The sequence below is a fragment of the Acinetobacter sp. WU_MDCI_Abxc222 genome (assembly GCF_025514755.1).
Taxonomy (GTDB): domain Bacteria; phylum Pseudomonadota; class Gammaproteobacteria; order Pseudomonadales; family Moraxellaceae; genus Acinetobacter; species Acinetobacter geminorum.
Map to the genome: position 1 here is coordinate 153,835 of NZ_JAHPVG010000001.1, position 18,643 is coordinate 172,477.

Annotated in this window: 16 protein-coding genes; 5 read left to right on the forward strand and 11 right to left on the reverse strand. The window is 38.4% G+C overall.

The features are described 5' to 3' along the window. Positions 1-2 precede the first annotated feature (2 nt). Positions 3-698, reverse strand: a complete 696-nt coding sequence (locus tag KTJ10_RS00725) for an MBL fold metallo-hydrolase (RefSeq protein WP_262441108.1) — start codon at positions 696-698, stop codon at positions 3-5. 191 nt (positions 699-889) lie between these two features. Here KTJ10_RS00725 and KTJ10_RS00730 point away from each other — a divergent pair, with 191 nt between their 5' ends. Beyond that, positions 890-2,161 carry a sigma-54 interaction domain-containing protein gene (locus KTJ10_RS00730; protein WP_262441109.1) on the forward strand — a complete coding sequence of 424 codons (1,272 nt, stop codon included), beginning with the start codon at positions 890-892 and terminating at the stop codon, positions 2,159-2,161. 69 nt (positions 2,162-2,230) lie between these two features. Continuing rightward, complete coding sequence (locus tag KTJ10_RS00735; protein WP_262441110.1) at positions 2,231-3,142, forward strand: bestrophin family protein; 912 nt, start codon at positions 2,231-2,233, stop codon at positions 3,140-3,142. Positions 3,143-3,191: 49 nt separating this feature from the next. On the opposite strand, the gene KTJ10_RS00740 is transcribed toward KTJ10_RS00735, so the two are convergent. From KTJ10_RS00740 to KTJ10_RS00765, 6 genes are read right to left on the reverse strand one after another with little or no spacing between them, the layout of a single operon-like run. Then, positions 3,192-4,250, reverse strand: a complete 1,059-nt coding sequence (locus KTJ10_RS00740; RefSeq protein WP_000642313.1) for a 2,3-butanediol dehydrogenase — start codon at positions 4,248-4,250, stop codon at positions 3,192-3,194. A 29-nt stretch (positions 4,251-4,279) separates the two neighbouring features. Further along, the gene (locus tag KTJ10_RS00745; protein ID WP_262441111.1) at positions 4,280-5,065 is read right to left on the reverse strand and encodes an acetoin reductase; all 786 of its coding nucleotides are present in this window, start codon (positions 5,063-5,065) and stop codon (positions 4,280-4,282) included. Positions 5,066-5,091: 26 nt separating this feature from the next. Next, positions 5,092-6,495, reverse strand: a complete 1,404-nt coding sequence (lpdA, locus tag KTJ10_RS00750) for a dihydrolipoyl dehydrogenase (protein WP_262441112.1) — start codon at positions 6,493-6,495, stop codon at positions 5,092-5,094. A 10-nt stretch (positions 6,496-6,505) separates the two neighbouring features. Continuing rightward, complete coding sequence (locus tag KTJ10_RS00755; RefSeq protein WP_262441113.1) at positions 6,506-8,032, reverse strand: 2-oxo acid dehydrogenase subunit E2; 1,527 nt, start codon at positions 8,030-8,032, stop codon at positions 6,506-6,508. 1 nt (position 8,033) lies between these two features. Beyond that, positions 8,034-9,053, reverse strand: coding sequence for an alpha-ketoacid dehydrogenase subunit beta (locus tag KTJ10_RS00760; protein WP_001133053.1), 1,020 nt, complete (start codon positions 9,051-9,053; stop codon positions 8,034-8,036). A gap of 13 nt (positions 9,054-9,066) precedes the next feature. Further along, on the reverse strand, positions 9,067-10,029 hold the full coding sequence (locus KTJ10_RS00765) for a thiamine pyrophosphate-dependent dehydrogenase E1 component subunit alpha (RefSeq protein WP_262441114.1): 963 nt from the start codon (positions 10,027-10,029) through the stop codon (positions 9,067-9,069). A gap of 360 nt (positions 10,030-10,389) precedes the next feature. Between KTJ10_RS00765 and lipA the strand changes: the two genes are divergently transcribed. Together lipA and KTJ10_RS00775 are read left to right on the forward strand one after the other, a co-directional pair. Next, the gene (gene lipA / locus KTJ10_RS00770) at positions 10,390-11,376 is read left to right on the forward strand and encodes a lipoyl synthase (RefSeq protein WP_262441115.1); all 987 of its coding nucleotides are present in this window, start codon (positions 10,390-10,392) and stop codon (positions 11,374-11,376) included. Between the two features lie 156 nt (positions 11,377-11,532). Continuing rightward, positions 11,533-12,672, forward strand: a complete 1,140-nt coding sequence (locus KTJ10_RS00775) for a transcriptional regulator (RefSeq protein ID WP_262441116.1) — start codon at positions 11,533-11,535, stop codon at positions 12,670-12,672. 49 nt (positions 12,673-12,721) lie between these two features. Here KTJ10_RS00775 and KTJ10_RS00780 read toward each other — a convergent pair whose 3' ends face one another. Further along, positions 12,722-13,474 carry a TenA family transcriptional regulator gene (locus KTJ10_RS00780; protein WP_151283167.1) on the reverse strand — a complete coding sequence of 251 codons (753 nt, stop codon included), beginning with the start codon at positions 13,472-13,474 and terminating at the stop codon, positions 12,722-12,724. Between the two features lie 320 nt (positions 13,475-13,794). Between KTJ10_RS00780 and KTJ10_RS00785 the strand changes: the two genes are divergently transcribed. Beyond that, positions 13,795-15,024 (forward strand): GGDEF domain-containing protein, encoded by a 1,230-nt coding sequence (locus tag KTJ10_RS00785; RefSeq protein ID WP_086264619.1) that lies wholly within the window; start codon positions 13,795-13,797, stop codon positions 15,022-15,024. A 308-nt stretch (positions 15,025-15,332) separates the two neighbouring features. On the opposite strand, the gene KTJ10_RS00790 is transcribed toward KTJ10_RS00785, so the two are convergent. The 3 genes from KTJ10_RS00790 to prmB form a co-directional block, all read right to left on the reverse strand. Next, positions 15,333-16,052 carry a hypothetical protein gene (locus KTJ10_RS00790; RefSeq protein WP_262441117.1) on the reverse strand — a complete coding sequence of 240 codons (720 nt, stop codon included), beginning with the start codon at positions 16,050-16,052 and terminating at the stop codon, positions 15,333-15,335. A gap of 330 nt (positions 16,053-16,382) precedes the next feature. After that, positions 16,383-17,474, reverse strand: coding sequence for a chorismate synthase (gene aroC, locus KTJ10_RS00795; protein WP_262441118.1), 1,092 nt, complete (start codon positions 17,472-17,474; stop codon positions 16,383-16,385). 12 nt (positions 17,475-17,486) lie between these two features. After that, a complete protein-coding gene (prmB, locus tag KTJ10_RS00800) occupies positions 17,487-18,494 on the reverse strand; it encodes a 50S ribosomal protein L3 N(5)-glutamine methyltransferase (protein WP_002113580.1) in 1,008 nt (335 codons plus the stop codon). Between the last annotated feature and the right edge of the window lie 149 nt (positions 18,495-18,643).

Consider the following 18,643-nt stretch of genomic DNA (forward strand, 5'->3'; position numbering starts at 1 on the left):
CCTTATAATTGTGAAATTGAGCCGCAAGCCTGATTGGCAGGAAGTGCTTTATCGATTTGTTTTGGATATGGCAGATTTAAGTTATTCATTAATTCAATAAAATCTTCGCGCGAGCGATTCTGACCGAGACGTGAATTATTTAAGCGTTCATAACCAATTGTTGAAGACAGACGACCTTTATAATCGTGTCCCGGATACACAATAGTGTCGTCAGGTAGGCTGAAAAGTTGTTTGTGAATACTGTCATAAAGTGTACCTGCATTACCTTGCTGAAAGTCAGTTCGACCGCATCCATCAATTAATAATGCATCACCAGTGAAAATCATGTTTCCTACCAAATAACTCGTACAAGCATTCGTATGACCTGGTGTGTAACGCGCTTCAATACTGAGGTTGCCAACTTTAAGCATGCAACCATCAGTAATTAAAATATCTCCGCAATTTACATCTGAGTTTCGATGTAAAACCGATTTGCAATGAAAACGTTCACGAAGTAAATTTGCAGCAGTAATATGGTCTGCATGAACATGGGTATCTAAGGTATAGATGAGCGTAAATTGATACCGCTCTAATTCTTTTGTATAAATCTCTATATCTGATGCAACTGGGTCAATTAAAACAGCCTCTTGTGTTTCTTTACACCCAAGCATATATGTATAAGTCGAACTTTCCTGCTCAAAAAACTGCTTAAAGAACATGATTTATACCCTAATAATTTATTTCTTTCCTATATTTTGCAAATAAGATGCCAATTATTTAAAATTAAATAATAAATATAAAAATCAACTATTTAAAATAATAAGTAAAATTAAAGTTAAAAAACAAACGCAGCTTGATGTTCCTTTGAAACTCAAGTATGTTTCAATGAAACGAATGTGAAACGTATGAAATGGCAAAGTTAAATTTTCAGTCAGAACAAGATTTTTTTATTTTATTTGAGCAATTAAAAGCTTTATTCCCAAATGCGAGTCTGTTTTTAGCAGATACAACGACTCAAGCAATTCACTATAAATTTAATACAGATGACATTTCTGTTGAGAGCATGGCAGCGCTTATTCAAGATCATCATAATCAGTATCTTGAAATTAATACTCCTAAAATGAGAAAGCGATTTATCTATCAAGAGCATGATATTTACATTGCCGAGCATCGGATTATCGGGAAACTACATATTTTACAACCCGTTAGCATAGAGAATGATATTGCCGATCAAGTAGAGCTAACAGAACAATTGCAAGACTTGGCTAAAGTTTTCAATAGTTGTTCACCAGAAATGGCCCGTATGTTTTCAATCATTCAAAGAGTGGCTATTACTGAGTTTCCAGTGCTCGTACGCGGTGAATCTGGTAGCGGTAAAGAACTTGTGGCTCAAGCCATTCATGATTATAGCCAACGTAAAAATAAGGTTTTTGTGGCAATTAACTGTGCTGCCCTTAATGCCAATATTCTAGAAAGTGAGCTGTTTGGACATGTGAAAGGTGCTTTTACGGGAGCAATTCGTGACCATAAAGGCGTGTTTGAACGTGCTGCTGGCGGAACGTTGTTTCTGGATGAAATTGCCGAGATTCCTTTAGAACTTCAAGCTAAATTATTACGAGTGTTAGAAACAGGTGAATTTACTCCTGTAGGTGGTGAAAAACCGATTCAAGCCAATGTCCGCATTATTACCGCAACACATAAAGCTTTACGCGAAGAGGCTAAGGCTGGGCGTTTCCGTCACGATTTGCTTTACCGCTTGCGTGTGATTCCAATTTTTATACCACCACTCAGAGAGCGGAAAGTCGATATTCCACTTATTGTCGATCAGATTTTAAAAGAAAGCTCCACTCAACTCGACACCATGCCTCGTCATGTCAATCAAAAAGCCATGCAAGTTCTTTTAAATTATGACTGGCCAGGAAATGTTCGTGAGCTTAAAAACACCCTACTTTATGCGTTAACCATGGCAAATGGTAAGGATGAAATTGAAGTCGAAGACTTACCCAATGAGCTTTTAAATGCAGATGATTACGTTAAATTGCCTGAGACAAATACAGAACTTACCCCTGAAAATGTACAAGCCGCTTTAGAAAAATATAACCATAACTTAAATATGGTCGCGAATATTTTTGGAATTAGCCGTACTACCCTTTGGCGATATAGACAAAAGCATAAGCTTTAGTTAGGTATTTAGCTCGTCTAAGGCGTATCATATTGCACTTGGTTAGGTTCATTAGTTCAAAGGCTTTATATGATTGTTCGTGATAAAAGCAATGTATTTAAACTTTTATTTGCTTGGAAAGGAACAATTTTACCGAAGGTTTTGCCTGCACTGAGTTTTGTTGTCCTTATTTCAGCATGTGTGGTCTGGCTCTCTTATTATCATTGGATTCAAATCCCTACCGTACCCGCGATTGGATTTACAATATTTGGTGTGATTCTTTCGATTTGTACGGGTTTTAGAAATAATGCGTGTTATGACCGATGGTGGGAAGGCCGCAAACTTTGGGGTGCTTTAATTGCCAATGCCAGACATATTGTTAGAGACAGCCATATTCTAACCAATGAACAACGTGAACATTTAATTCATCAGGTCTTAATTTTTAGTAATTTATTGCGTGATCGTTTACGTCAACAAACAGTCGAACCCACAAAATTTCTTGAGCATGCCTATTTAAATAACTCTTCACTTAATTATTTAAATGAGCATATTAATGCACCACAGTTTGTACTCGAAAATATTCAAAAAGATTTAGTTAAAATACTAAAAGACGGCGAAATTAGTGACATTATCTATAGCACGCTAAATAGGCATATTGTTGAGCTAGGCAATATTCAAGCAGGTTGTGACCGTATTGCTGGCACGCCTTTGCCCTATTCATATTCAGTACTTTTACACCGTGCCGTTTATTGTTTCTGTTTCATATTACCGTTTAGCCTTGAAACAGCTCTAGGTATTTGGACACCGCTTATTGTCGGCTTAATTGCTTATATGTTTTTAGGTTTAGATGCCCTAAGTGCTCAAATTGAAGAACCTTTTGGCTTGCAAGAAAATGATTTACCGCTCGATTCTATTGTGCGTTTGATTGAACGTGAGTCTCTAAGCTCTTTAGGGCAGCCATTACCCCCTATTATTGAAGCTCAAAACAACAATTTACTTTAATAAAAAAAGAGCGAATCATCGCTCTTTTTTTATAGGTTTAAGTGGCTATTTATGGATGTACAATAATCTTAACGGCTGACTCATTGTTATGAATTAAGGTTTCAAAACCTTGTGAAATCAAATCATCAAGTTGAATACGCTGCGTAATAAAAGGTTCCAGATTTATTTTACCTTCTTCGACCAGTTTAATGGTTTCTTGATGGTCATTTACATAGGCAATTGTGCCTCGTACATCAAGCTCTTTCATTACCACACTGTGCACATTAATTGATGCTGGGTGACTCCAAATCGAAACAATAACAATAACGCCTGTTGGTTTCACTGCCGCAACCAAAGTATCTAATACCTTGTTAACGCTACTACATTCAAACGCGACATCGACACCATCACCATTAGTGATTTTCATGACCTCAGAAACAACATCAACTTCTGACGGGTCTAAAATATAATCTGCAACACCCGACTCTTTGGCTTTTTCTTTACGTTTTGCACTTAGTTCGGTAATGATGACTTTAAGACCTTTCGCTTTTAAAATTGCCGAAAGCAATAAACCAATTGGCCCCGCACCGCCAACCAGTGCAATATCACCTGCCTTTGCACCACTACGTACGAAAGCATGATGCCCTACCGATAACGGTTCAATTAAGGCTGCCTGATCCAGTGGAATTTTATTGGAAATTGGATGCACCCAACGGCGTTTAACTGCAATTTTTTCCGACAAACCACCGCCACGACCGCCTAAACCAATAAAGTTCATATTTTTGGAAAGATGATAATTATCGCCCGGTCCAGTTGGTACATCATCGGCCACAATATAAGGCTCTACGACCACATGCTGACCAATTTCAATATCATCAACACCTTCACCTACGGCATAGACCACACCTGAAAATTCATGTCCCATGGTAATCGGCGCAGATTCACCTGAAATAGGATGCGGATGTCCACACGGTGGAATAAAAATTGGCCCTTCCATAAACTCATGCAAATCTGTACCACAAATTCCACACCAAGCCACCTTAATACCTACAGTACCGGGAGTGACTTCTGGTTCAGGGATATCTTCAATACGAATATCGCCTCTGTCATAAAAACGTGCTGCTTTCATTATTATCTCCCTCAAATCACGATGTTGTTTTAGCGATAGACTATTCCACCGTCCGTTAAAATGGATTGACCTGTAATATAGTCTGAATCTTCACTTGCCAGAAAAGCAACTAATGCGGCTACATCGTCTGGTGTTTGGGCTCTACCTAAAGCAATGCCTTCCACATACTTTTTATAAGTTTCACCAATTGCTGCACCGGTAATTTCAGCAAAACGTTTATCGATTTCAACCCACATGTCCGTTCCGACAATTCCGGGGCAATATCCATTTACGGTAATACCGTGACTGGCATATTCTTTTGCCGCAGCTTGGGTAAGTGCTCGTACTGCAAATTTGGTTGCCGAGTAAATACCGAGTAAAGCAAAGCCATCATGGCCTGCAATTGAGCAAGCATTAATGATTTTACCTTTATGTTGGCGTTGCTTAAATTTTGCAGCAGCGGCCTGTATTCCCCACAGCACTCCACCAATATTGATATCAACAATTTTTTGAAATTCATCCGGTGTGATATCAGCAATCGCTTGAACTTGTGCAATTCCAGCGTTATTAATCATGACATCAAACCCGCCAAGTGTCTGCTCAGCATGATTTATAGCAGCATACACTTGCTCGCGGTCACTTACATCAGCAATAAATGTGCTCACATTTACACCTAAAGCCTGAATTTCCTGCTGCACATCGTTCAGTCGATCTTGTTTCATATCAACTAATGTAATATGTGCTCCTTCTTGCGCCAAGCGCAGGGCAATCCCACGGCCAATGCCTTGGGCTGCCCCAGTCACTAAAGCGACTTTATTTTTTAATCCCTTAACCATGTTCAACTCCTGTAAATGTAGAATTTCTACATATGAATCGCTCGTTGCATTGAAGCCAAAATGGATTCATGCATGGCTTCGGATAATGTTGGATGCGGGAAAATCACTTGAGCTAAACTTTCATCAGTTGCTTCTAGATATTTGGCAATCGCAAATCCTTGGATATGTTCGGTCACTTCATGACCTACCATATGTGCACCAAGTAATTCACCCGTTTCTGCATGTACCACCGTTTTAACGAAACCTGACGCATCTCCAATTGCTAAAGCTTTACCATTTGCAGTTAAAGAAAACTTGCCAATTCGTATAGGTAGATTCTTAGCTTTTGCTGCATTTTCTGTTAGACCAATACTCGCCACTTGTGGATGCGTAAAAATACAACTGGGTATCTGGCTACGGTCAAGTGAATGTACATTCGCTACACCAGCAATTGTTTCGACACATATCATGGCTTCATGGCTTGCTTTATGGGCAAGACATGGTGCTCCAGCAACATCCCCAATGGCATAAAGTCCTGCTACATTGGTTTTACAATAGTCATCAATTGCCACAAAACCTTGTGGATTGAGTTCTACACCTAAACGTTCTAGTCCTAACCCTGTGGTATTCGGCTGTACACCAATTGCCGAAAGCACACGGTCGAAAATAATCGTTTGAACGTTATTTGCCGTTTCAATTACACAGTGGACTTGATCATTTTCAATTTGAATACTTTGAACGACAGCATCGGTTAAGACTTTCATTCCTTTTTGTTCAAATTGCTTTCTGACAAATTGAGCAACTTCTGCATCTTCAGTCGGTAAAATCTGTTTGGCTAAATCAATAAGCGTGACCTGACAGCCCAAGTCTTGATAAAGGCTAGCAAACTCACTACCAATTGCACCTGAGCCAACAACCAGTAAGCTTTTTGGTAACTGCTCTGGTACAAGCGCTTCTTTATAGCTCCAGACATATGTTCCATCGACAGGAAGCTGAGGAACATGTCGAGCTTTAGCTCCAGTTGCCAAAATAATATGGGGTGCACTCAAAGCCTGACTGTTACCTTGAGCATCGGTCACTTCAAGTTTTTCTTTAGCCGTAAGTTGAGCACGGCCATTAAACACTGTCACCTGATTCTTCTTAAGCAAGTAATCGATGCCTTGTACTAACTGAGCTGATACTTGGCGGCTATGTTGCACAAGCTTTTGTATATCAAAATCGAGTTGAGATACCTGAAAACCAAACTGTCCAGCATGTTTAAACTGGGTTGCAAGCTCTGCCCCTGCAAGCAAAGCTTTGGTTGGAATACAGCCCCAATTTAGACAAATTCCGCCTAAATGTTGCTCTTCTACAATTGCGGTTTTTAATCCGAGCTGGGCTGCACGAATTGCAGCCACATACCCACCCGGTCCCGCGCCAATCACAATTAAATCAAATTGAGTTTCTGACATGCGGGTTCTCCTACACCAAAATTAAAGCAGGGTTTTCAACAAACTGCTTAAAGCTGGCCAAGAATTTCGCCCCAACTGCACCATCAATGACTCGGTGATCGCATGACAACGTCGCTGTAATAATCTCACGAACCACTACATTTCCATTTTCAACAACAGCGCGAGATTCAGAAGCGCCTAATGCCATAATTGCACCTTGCGGTGGATTAATAATGGCATCGAACTGTTTAATGCCTAACATTCCTAAATTTGAAATGCTAAAGCTGCCGCCCTGAAACTCATCAGGTTGTAACTTGCCAGTCTTGGCACGCGTTGCCAAATCACGCATGTCATCGGAAATCTGTGCTAAAGACTTCTGATTTGCTGCTTTTACAATCGGTGTAATTAAACCGTTTGGAATAGCCACGGCCACCGAAATATCCGCTTGGGAGAACTGTAAAATTGATTGAGTCGCCTCATCAAATTGAACATTCACCTCCGGCACTTTAATCAGCGCCGCTGCCGCTGCCTTAATTAGCATGTCATTAATAGAAAGTTTCACTTGTGGAACAGTCTCATTAATCTGCTTACGTAGTTTTTGCAAAGCTTCTACGTTTAGATCGACCACTAAGCGGAAATGCGGTGCATTACGTTTTGCAGCCTGTAACCGTGAAGCAATCGCTTTACGCATACCATTCATAGTAACCGTAGTAACAGTCGATTGTGGTTGAGCAGCACATTGCACAAGTTGTTCATTTACCGACGTTGGGTTATTACGATAGTAAACCGCTTCAACATCTTCTTTACAGACCCGACCACGAGTACCTGAAACGCGGCAGTCATTTAGGTTAATGCCCCATTGTTTTGCTAAACGGCGTGCTACAGGTGTCGCTGAAACTCCGCTATCATCAGCACTAGATTTAACCACTTTAGCTTGAGTTTGCTGCTTAACATCAGGCCACTGACCTCCAGCAGCCTGTACAGCTTTCTGGATGTCTTGAACACTAATACGTCCTTCACGACCAGAACCTGTGACTTTTGCCAAGTTCACATTGTGCTTTTCTGCAAGCTTCAAGGCATGCGGCGTTGCAAACAACTCATTAGATGTTTGATAACCTTGTAATGACTCTGGTACAGCGTAGTCATCTTTCGCTACCTTTATAGGATTTGATGAGCTAACTGCTACAGTCTGTGGTTGTTCTGCTTTTTCAGCAACAGGTGCAGATGTTTCCGTTTTACTTTGCTCCGAAGGTGCTTGAGCTGCTGAACCACCTATTGAGGCAAGAAACTCTTCAATTTCTGCATCAGAAACTTTACTATCAGCACATATGGCAATAAGGCCACCGACGGGTAAAGTATCACCGTCTTTTGCTAAAATTTTACGGAGTGTTCCAGCAAAAGGCGCTTCTAACACATTGACGATTTTTGTGGTTTCAATTTCACAAATTTCATCGCCTTTATTAAAGCTATCACCTTCTTTAATCAACCATTGGGCGATCGTGCCTTCTTCCATGGATAATCCCCATTTCGGGATCTCCAGCGTTTTAATTTCGCTCATTCTAAGCCTCCAATGTTTTTCGCACAGCTTGCTCAATACGCTCTACACTTGGAATCCATTCTTTTTCTAAAACTGGAGAGAATGGAACAGGCGTATGGGGTGGCGTTACGAGTTCAACAGGTGCTTTCAAATAGTGGAAACCTTTTTGGGCAATCAGTGCAGCCACATCATGACCAAAGCCACAGCGTGCCGCTGATTCATCCACAATAACCACACGCCCAGTTGATGCAACAGACTCTAAAATTCCTTCTTCATCTAGAGGTGAAATTGTGCGAGGGTCTACCACTTCAACCGAAATACCATCTTTTGCCAGTTTGTCCGCTACTTCATTAGCGCGATGTACCATCAAACCTAAAGCAATAATGGTCACGTCTGTCCCTTCACGGGTGTAATTTGCTACACCAAAAGGAATGGTATAGGCATCATCTGGAACTTCACCTTTAATGTCATAAAGCATTTTATGTTCACAGAACACTACAGGGTCATCATCACGAATAGCCTGAATTAACAGCCCTTTTACATCATATGGGCTAGATGGAACTACAACTTTTAAGCCAGGAACGGCTGCAAATACGTTATACGGTGACTGAGAATGCTGAGCTGCCGCAGAGAAACCTGCACCAATCATGCCACGTACAACCATGGGTGCTTTTGCTTTTCCACCGAACATATAACGGAATTTAGCGGCTTGGTTATAGAGCATGTCATGACACACGCCATAGAAATCCATAAACATTAAATCGGCAACAGGACGTAAACCTGTTGCTGCAGCACCAGCGGCCATACCGATAATTGCAGACTCGGTAATTGGCGTATCAATAACACGTTCCGAACCAAATTCTGTCCATAAACCTTTGGTTACGCCCAATACACCACCGAAACCTTCTAACTGGTTTTCTTCAGTGTTTTTACCGCCGTGCCCACCGCGAACATCTTCACCAACAACAAATACGGTTGGATCACGGCGCATTTCTGATTCAATGGCTTCTTTAATTGCATTACGAAAACTTTTATTTGGCATCTTTACTATTCCTTTAGTAAGAGACATAGACGTCAGTAAGGAGTTGTTCTGGTTTTGGGTATGCCGCAGCACGGGCTTTAGCAACGGCGTCATCAACATTTGCTTTTGAAGCTGCATCAATCTTGTCTAGTTTGGCTTCATCAATTTTGCCTTTGACTTTCACGCGGAAAATTTTTAAAGGATCTTTATTTTCTTTAATGAACTCGACTTCTTCCTTAGAACGAATCAAGCCAGGGTCACCTTCGAAGTGGCCATAAAAACGGTTTGTAATGGTTTCAATAACACTCGGACCTTCACCACGACGTGCACGTTCAATGGCAGTTTGAGCGGCTTCATAGACGGCAAAGAAGTCTGTACCGTCAACTTTAACCGCAGGCAAACCAAAACCTGCCGCACGACCTGCAATGTCTTTGCTTCCTACTGCGTAATCATGACCAGTACCTTCGCCAAAGCCGTTATTTTCAAAAACGAAAATTACTGGAAGTTTAAGGACAACAGCCATGTTCATCGCTTCAAAAGTAAGGCCTTGGTTTGAGCCACCGTCACCTGTAAAAGACAGTCCGACGCCACCAGTCTTTAAGGTTTTTGCTGTCAACGCTGCACCAATTGCTAAAGGAGGTCCACCACCCACAATCCCGTTGGCACCGAGCATACCTTTATCTAAATCGGCAATATGCATAGAACCGCCTTTTCCGCGGCATAGTCCGTCATCTTTACCGAAAATTTCCAGCATCATGGCGTGAATGTCACAGCCTTTTGCAATACAGTGTCCATGTCCACGGTGTGTTGAAGTGATATAGTCTTTGTCGGTTAAATTTTCGCAAATCCCGACTGCTACAGCTTCTTCACCACTGTATAAGTGAATAAAGCCAGGAATATCACCATTGGTATTTTCTTCGTGAAGTCGATCCTCAAATTCACGAATATCGCGCATGCGTTTATATGCTGCGAGTAATTGCTCTTCCGTTAATTGCATATCCTTTTCCTTTATTATCTTGATTTTAAAAATTCAACCAAGTTTCAAGCGAAAATCTAATTCGCTATAAATAATTAAACTCAAAATTAATAATCAATCTATTAGACTAAAAATTTTTTAATTAAAATATATGTAATTATTTTTTAAATTTCAAAAACTTAATTATCAAAAATAATTTTAAAAAATTTTCATAATTTTCATTAAGTTATAAAACAAACCTTTAACCAACCTTTTTTAATTTATAATACTAGCTGTGTACTACGCTCATTAATAAAATCCATACCCTCTATTTAAGTTATAAGGATTTTTATTATATAGAGTCTAGTTAAAAATTATTTAATATAAAATGGAATTGTTAATATGGATTTTAAAAGACAAGTAGAAACTGGTATTAAATTAAGAGGAGCGGATAAAGTTGCTCGCATTCCGATTAAAATTTTACCTACAGAAGAGTTACCGACTAAACCGGATTGGATTAGAGCCAAAATAACCGATTTTGAAGAAATTAAACGCATAAAAAATTTGCTACGCCAACAGAAGTTACACAGTGTTTGCGAAGAAGCGGCGTGTCCAAATTTGCCGGAATGTTTTGGTGGAGGTACGGCAACATTTATGATTATGGGCGATATCTGTACTCGTCGCTGCCCATTTTGTGATGTCGCCCATGGTCGTCCAAAACCGCTAGATGAAGATGAACCTAAGCATTTGGCAGAAACAGTCGCAAATCTAAACTTAAAATATGTCGTGATTACCTCTGTAGACCGCGACGATCTACATGATGGTGGTGCTGCACATTTTGTAAAGTGTATTGAAGAAATTAGAAAACATTGTCCAGAAACATTGATTGAGATTTTAGTACCAGATTTTCGCGGTCGTTTAGAGACAGCCCTTTCAACTCTAAGCTTATCTCCTCCAGATGTGTTTAACCATAATATTGAGACGGTTCCTCGTTTATATAAAGCGATGCGCCCCGGTTCAGATTATCAACATTCGCTTGAGTTACTTAAACGCTTTAAAGCATATTGTCCCGATATCAAAACCAAGTCTGGCCTGATGGTTGGATTAGGAGAAATAGAGGCTGAAGTGCTTGCTCTACTCAACGATTTAAAAGACTATCAAGTCGATCTTGTCACGATTGGTCAATATCTTCAGCCTTCAAAATCACATGCGCCTATTCATCGGTTTGTAAATTTACAAGAATTTGAACGATATACCCGACACGGTAAGCGATTAGGTTTTAAAAATATTTGGAGTGCACCTATGGTTCGTTCTAGCTATTTTGCTGATCGACAATATTTCGGAGAAGAAGTGCCAAAGCCTTTCAGCCGACAAGATGTCTTATCTTAATGATTAGGCAATTAACAAAACTTATCCAATAGGATAATGGTCAAGACTTATAAAATTATTTAAGGTAAGGAGATAACTAGGAAATAGTCACAATAAGAAAGTTATAACTGTTGAGCGGCTACGGATACGCCATTTCAATGATAAAGGAATTTCGATATGGATATGTCAGAACAATTATCATCGCCTTTAATAGACACTACTCCGTCCTTATTTCGGCCAAAGTCCTCATCTCATTCTACACAATTAGGGAAAAAGCCGTCACTTGACCTTGAAGCAGCACCTTTATTTGATCTGGGTGAGGAATGGGAACATTCATTATTTGGTCGTTCGATTCATGAATGCCACCGCAACTTAATGCATATTGCCGAAGATGCCGATATGGCCATTGGGGTGACCGACCCACATGGCACTCTACTTTGGACATGGAGTAGTCACCCTATGCGCTCATCGGCTGAGCAAGTACACTTTGTTGAGGGTGGTCAGTGGTCTACTCAGGCAGTAGGTCAAAATGCGATTGGTTTAGCACTAAATACACATTCTGCAAGCTGTGTTTACTCACACGAAAACCAGATGAATAGTGTCAGAGATTGGGTCTGTTATGCAGCACCGATTACAGATGCGAATACAGGTCAGTTTTATGGAATTATGAATTTATCGACCAAATATCAAAAGCATAATTCACTTGGAGTTTTAGCAGTAGAGCGTTGTGCTGACATTGTTAAGCAAGCAATTCAGCTTCATCAGAAAAATATCTTATATATTAAAGCCTTCGGCACTCCTAAAGTTCAATATAACCAACACAGCCTTACATTGACTCAACGCCAAATTGAAATTCTGTGCATTCTAACCCTTTGTCCCGAAGGGATTAATCTTGAAGAACTTCACTATGCTTTATATGGTGATCGGCCTGTAAGTACCACCACCTTAAAAGCAGAACTTTCTCAACTCAGAAACTTAATACCTGATGTTATCGAGTCACGACCATATAGACTTAACTGCGAAATTCAATGTGATTTTTTAATGGCTGAACAAGCATTAAACCTAGGTTTTACATCAACTACGCTTACACTTTATAGAGGAAGTTTCTTGGCCAAATCAGAAAGTCCTTTTTTATGCGCATGGAGAGATTGTTTTGACGCTCGTTTGAGCCATGTGATTTATCAAATTGAAGATATTGATCAATTATTGCGAGTAGTCAGTCGTGTACCAGACCGTGTAGATGCTGTGGAACGTTTACTTGAATTATTACCCGAAGAAACACCTTATCGAACTAAACTCTTAAAGTTGCTCGAATAAAATAAAAGGGAGAATATCCATACGATATCCTCCCTTTTTTAAGATAAGATCAAGCAGAGGCTTTAAGCTGTACCTTATAGCAATCGTCTAAAGCTAACTCATAATACCTCAGCCCTTCTTCAGCAGCATGAAATGCTTTTTGCTGCCAGTCAGGACGATCATTGCATAAGCGCTTAATCAGTTCCATGGCTTCATATGGATGAAGATCATCATAATGTGCATGTGCACGTAACCAAGCTAAAGAACGCTTATCAATCGTTACTTCAGGATGATCAGTATAAGTATGAATCCCTTTATACACCTGAATAGACCAATCTCCAGTTGCCCATTCAATCGCCAAATTTGTTGCAGCCAGACATTCTGCCAAATTCCCTCGATGACTCATATTCCATAGAAAATGGTTTACCGCGTTCATAGCAACTGGTGGACGTACATGGTCAAGTTCTTCAACTGTTAAGCCAAAACCTCCAGCCCAATCTCGATACCATTTTAAGTGTCGCTCTTCTACCTTAATATTTTGGATTAACCAATCTCGTGCTTCTGTAACTCCCGGTTCAGAAAACCCAGTCGCTTTCCCCAGTGCTCCAGCCATATAGGACGGGAAGTGGGCAACTAATGGATAGAAATTAAGTAAAGCATAACGAAAACTATCTAGGCTCAATCCCCCATTGGCCATTTCCGTAAAAAATGGATGTTTGCTCACCCGTTCTTTCGCTGGTAACAGGTCGTCCCAGAACCGTTGTGACCATTCATTATGCGGTGTAATTTCTAAATTCATTCCATATTGATTTAGAGCAGTCATTGCTAATTTTCCTATTTATATGACAGCAATCATCTGTGTTTCACGCTATAAGTCTATCCGAAAATGATAAAGATACAATCGTTAATCGACCATTTGTAACTTTTTTCGATGGATTGAAGAGCTTTAGATAATCATTACGCTAATCATTGAAATGTCGTGATTTTTATCACATTTAACACTGATAAAAATCATTACTTTTTTAAAAAAACTGTATTATTATTTTGAATAAACCACACATTATATAATCAATATTTTTAGATGGAACTTTACTTAAAATAAGTCTCATTTTATGACAACTTCCAATATAGAGAGCATTAATTATGAAGTTGCAAGGTTCCAATATATTGGGACAAGAACAAATAGATTTATTAACCACACGAGGATTAAATTTCGTATGGTTTCCAAAACAGCTTGAAACGATTTATCGTTTTCAATACCAAAACGGTGCTGCCTATGAGTTTCGCTATAGGGCACCTATTATTTTAATATTATATATATTTTTAAGCTTTGGTATATACCAAGTTTTACCAACTGAGCAAGTTTTACCCTGGTTTAGTTATTATTCTTGGGTAGGTGTAATTGTTCTTATTGCTTGGATTTTATCATTTATTAAAAAATTAAATCAGTATTTTGATTATTATGTAGGGATTGGTTCAGCTTTAGCAGTAGCAATTACTTTTATTTTAATTAACGTTATTGAAAATGGACAAGATAATGTCCTTTTTCATGCTGCAATGATGTATGCAATCGTCATTATTTACGGTGCAGTAGGTATGCGTTTCTATACCGCCATATTTGCTGGATGGATGGGCGGATTGGTTGGAATTTTAGTAAGTAACTACTTGAATGGCGTGATTGACTGGACCTTTTTAAACCGTACTTATACTTTCAGTAGTTTTTTAGGGATGACCCTTGCCTACGCAACTGATCGTCAACATCGAGAAAATTATCTACAAAACTGTATGATTGAGCTGAATCGTATTGAGCTTATGCAACAAGCACAGCAGTTATCCTTACTTTCACAGCAAGATGCGCTCACGGGTTTAGCTAACCGACGTTATCTAGATGAAACTCTTGATAATGAATGGCGCCGTGCATTACGACATGAAACACCACTCACCATTATGATGGTCGATATCGATTATTTTAAAGCATACAATGATACGCTAGGACATCTCAAAGGTGATGAATGCTTAAAAGAAATCGCAATTGCTATTTCTTCTATTGCTGCTCGTAGTGGCGATTTAGTTGCTCGTTATGGTGGTGAAGAGTTTTTATTACTATTCCCTATGACGAATGCTCAGCAAGCTTTGATACAAGTCGAGCGCTTAATGAGTGCGATTAAAAAGATTGCGATTAAGCATCCATGTAGTGATGTTTCACCACATGTCACTATTAGCGTAGGTGTCGCGACCACAACTCCCCGTCTAAATGATTCAATTTCCGCTTTTGTTGCACGAGCTGATCATGCTTTATATAAAGCAAAAACTAATGGACGTAATCAATATAAAATTGCTGTAAACGAAGAACAAATTGTAGATTTAACTTAAAGTTAAATTACTTTGTAATACTACTCGTTTGTCTTCTTTTTTTATAGCTCCTTTCAAATTAATATGACAAGCAATCTATAATTAGCTTTTCCATCCATGGTAAAAGCTAAAATATAATTTAGAGCCAATAATCGAATTCTTTTTTAATTTATCTTCAATTTAAAGCCTAAAATAAATTTCATAAAAGCAATGAATCAAATTATAAATTTATCTAGATTCACAAAACACTTTACCTTTAAACACTGAAATTTTTTTAAATAAATTAACAAATATATTTGCTAATATAAAAGCATTACAATTTATTAGAGTTATCTTTTTAACTTTCTCCACAATTTATTTATAAAATAAAATAATAGATTTTGGCCTATCTTTTTTTGTCTAACTGAGGTTGCTTCAGTTTTAAATGGTAGTATGGAAACAACATTTTCATGTATCGTTTCATAGTTTGGATAAGCTTCTTTTTTAATAATCTCTATTGTTCTTTGTATCTCATCTACAGATAAGTTTAAGAACCTCTTAATTTCTTGTGCTGTTTTTGATTCAATAGATAATAAATTACAAACTCTAGTTACGTTAACAATCTGCTCGGCATGAATATTTTTAAAGTTTGGATAACAAACGAGTTTATATAAAATTTTTGTTTCAGAAGAATTTCTATAAGCTATATTTTTATGATTAACTATGCGCTCTTGGTAAGTCTTCTGGAAATATTCATTATTTTCAATTTCTAATAAAATTTTTAAAAGCTCCTGATATCTTAATGGTCTCTTTAACCCATATTGATAACCTTTTAAAAGGTCCGGGTTATTACTCAATACAATTTTAATTTTTTTAGGAATAATAACATTAGTATAGCCACTGTCTAAATCAATAATATGTATATCTGGATCATTATCACTATATATCCAGTTTCCAGATAGCTCAGATGACAAGGATAAGTCATAAATAACTCTTATCATTGCCTGTAAATTTTTAGGCAATAGCTTATCTTTTGACATACAGCCAATTCTATATGTACATTGATTCATTGATATTTCCCCAATTTCAATGATGACTTTAAAAAGTATTTGTTAAAGTAATAAAATTTAAAATGTAAAAAGTCATATAAAACTAATTTTACTAAAATCAGTTTTAAGAAATAATATAGATATCTGATGTACTAAGTAAATTAATAAAGCTTTAATTTTCAAGTCCAAAAGATAAATATATTCAAAAATAAATCGCCGGTATTATATTTATATAGAGATTATAAGACAAGAAAATAATTTAAAATTTAATAGATCATAATCTAATAAAAAATTAAAGCCCCATATTTAACTTAAATTTGGGGCTTTATTTACTATAGTCATAAATTATGACTAGGGTTCAATCGGAGCAAATGGAGGAACAACATCTGCATTTTGAGCACGATGACGTAAAAAATGATCCATTAAGACAATTGCTAACATTGCTTCAGCAATTGGAGTTGCTCGAACACCTACACACGGATCATGACGGCCTTTAGTTAACACATCAGTATCTTCACGATTTAAATTAATCGTTTTACCTGGTGTTGTAATGCTTGCAGTAGGTTTTAATGCAATGGCGACTCGAATCGTCTGACCACTTGAAATACCACCTAAAATACCACCCGCATGATTTGCTAAGAAACCATGACTAGTTAGCTCATCACGTGTTTCGTGACCAAACTGACCCGCTACAGCAAAACCATCACCAATTTCAACACCTTTAACTGCATTAATGCTCATCATCGCATGTGCAATGTCAGCATCTAGGCGGTCAAAAACAGGTTCCCCCCAACCTACAGGAACTTTCTCAGCTAAAATTTCTAGCTTAGCCCCGCAGCTTGTACCTTGTTCACGTAAAGATGTAACCAATGCTTCAAAACGAGGAACAGCATCTACGTCACCACAAAAAAATGGATTATTTGGGACTTCATCCCAATCCAGTTTTTGAGCAACTTCATTACCAATTTGTGTGACATGACCGCGAATCAATACACCAAACTTTTCTGCTAAATATTTCTTTGCAATTGCACCAGCTGCAACACGCATAGCAGTTTCACGAGCACTTGAACGTCCGCCACCACGGTAATCACGGAAACCGTACTTTTGTGTATAGGTATAATCTGCGTGACCGGGTCTAAAAGTTTGCGCAATATTGCCATAATCTTTCGATTTTTGGTCAGTATTACGAATGAGTAAACCGATTGATGTGCCGGTAGTCTTTCCCTCAAATACACCTGAAATAATTTCAACCTGATCAGGCTCTTTGCGTTGTGTCGCAAATTTTGATGTACCTGGTTTACGACGGTCTAGATCTTTTTGTAGATCTTCTTCGGTTAATGCAATACCTGGAGGCACACCATCAACAATTGCCATCAAACCAACACCATGAGACTCACCACATGTCGTTACACGAAAGAGTTGTCCAATACTGTTCCCTGCCATATGTACAACTCCTTATGCTTGTTGCTGTTCAAATAGTTTTCTATAACGACGACATTGTTCTGCAGTTAAAGCAAAAATGCCAGAACCACCTTTTTGGAAAGTAAGCCAGTTGAAATCAATGGTATTGAAGTTTTGGCGCATAGCCCATTCAGAGTTACCCACTTCAATTACAATTAAACCATCTTCAGTTAAGTAATCTGCGGCTTGAGCAAGCATTTTACGCACAAGATCTAAACCATCTTGGCCTGCTGCCAATGCAAGCTCAGGTTCATGTAAAAACTCTTCCGGTAAGTCAGCCATGTCTTCAGCATCAACATATGGAGGGTTACTTACAATCAAATCATACTGGTTTTCAGCTGGAATTTTGGCAAATAGGTCTGATTCAAGTAAAGCAACTTGATATTGTTTATTATGGTGTTCAACATTAATCGATGCTACTTCTAAAGCTTCTTTCGAGATGTCCGTTGCATCTACTTCAGCATCTGGATATGCATAAGCTAAAGCTACAGCAATACAACCAGAACCTGTACACATATCTAAAATACGTTGTGGAGTTTTAGGTTTTGCATTTTCTGGCAGGTTGTTAAGTGCTTCACGCATTTGACCATTTTCATCCAAGCAATATGGTGCAAAACGTTGTTCAATTAATTCTGCAATTGGTGAACGCGGAATAAGTACACGCTCGTCCACATAAAATGGCTTATTAAAGAAGTAAGCTAAATTTAATAAATATGAAGTCGGAATACGGTCATTAATACGACGTTCTAACAAACTTAAGAATTCTGCTTTTTCACTTGGCAAAAGCTTAGCATCTAAAATCTCTGAGTCTGCTGACCATTCAAGAGATAAGGTTTGTAAAACTAATGCAGAACTTTCTGCAAAATAATCTTCAGTACCTTGTCCTAAATGTGCATCATGTTGACGTAATGCTGATACCCCAAAACGAATAAAATCTCGAATTGTAGATAAATTTTCAGCAGCTTCCTGTAAATGTTCAGGGCTAATCGTCGGTCGCTCCACTTAGGCGTCTCCAAAGGCAAATTTTGCAAAGTGACTATTCTACTGAGTGAGACAAAGCAACGCAACGCTTTGCCTTGTGAAGCAGTGTTTTACACACCTATCTCTAACAATCACAGCTTGAAATCAGAATACTTTGTTTTAATTAAGAA

Coding starts and splice junctions, on each gene's coding strand:
- KTJ10_RS00775 (WP_262441116.1), top strand. CDS start 11,533: ATGGATATGTCAGAACAATTATCATCGCCTTTAATAGACACTACTCCG.
- KTJ10_RS00780 (WP_151283167.1), bottom strand. CDS start 13,474: ATGACTGCTCTAAATCAATATGGAATGAATTTAGAAATTACACCGCAT.
- KTJ10_RS00725 (WP_262441108.1), bottom strand. CDS start 698: ATGTTCTTTAAGCAGTTTTTTGAGCAGGAAAGTTCGACTTATACATAT.
- KTJ10_RS00790 (WP_262441117.1), bottom strand. CDS start 16,052: ATGAATCAATGTACATATAGAATTGGCTGTATGTCAAAAGATAAGCTA.
- KTJ10_RS00760 (WP_001133053.1), bottom strand. CDS start 9,053: ATGCCAAATAAAAGTTTTCGTAATGCAATTAAAGAAGCCATTGAATCA.
- KTJ10_RS00755 (WP_262441113.1), bottom strand. CDS start 8,032: ATGAGCGAAATTAAAACGCTGGAGATCCCGAAATGGGGATTATCCATG.
- aroC (WP_262441118.1), bottom strand. CDS start 17,474: ATGGCAGGGAACAGTATTGGACAACTCTTTCGTGTAACGACATGTGGT.
- KTJ10_RS00730 (WP_262441109.1), top strand. CDS start 890: ATGGCAAAGTTAAATTTTCAGTCAGAACAAGATTTTTTTATTTTATTT.
- lipA (WP_262441115.1), top strand. CDS start 10,390: ATGGATTTTAAAAGACAAGTAGAAACTGGTATTAAATTAAGAGGAGCG.
- lpdA (WP_262441112.1), bottom strand. CDS start 6,495: ATGTCAGAAACTCAATTTGATTTAATTGTGATTGGCGCGGGACCGGGT.
- KTJ10_RS00740 (WP_000642313.1), bottom strand. CDS start 4,250: ATGAAAGCAGCACGTTTTTATGACAGAGGCGATATTCGTATTGAAGAT.
- KTJ10_RS00765 (WP_262441114.1), bottom strand. CDS start 10,029: ATGCAATTAACGGAAGAGCAATTACTCGCAGCATATAAACGCATGCGC.
- KTJ10_RS00745 (WP_262441111.1), bottom strand. CDS start 5,065: ATGGTTAAGGGATTAAAAAATAAAGTCGCTTTAGTGACTGGGGCAGCC.
- KTJ10_RS00785 (WP_086264619.1), top strand. CDS start 13,795: ATGAAGTTGCAAGGTTCCAATATATTGGGACAAGAACAAATAGATTTA.
- KTJ10_RS00735 (WP_262441110.1), top strand. CDS start 2,231: ATGATTGTTCGTGATAAAAGCAATGTATTTAAACTTTTATTTGCTTGG.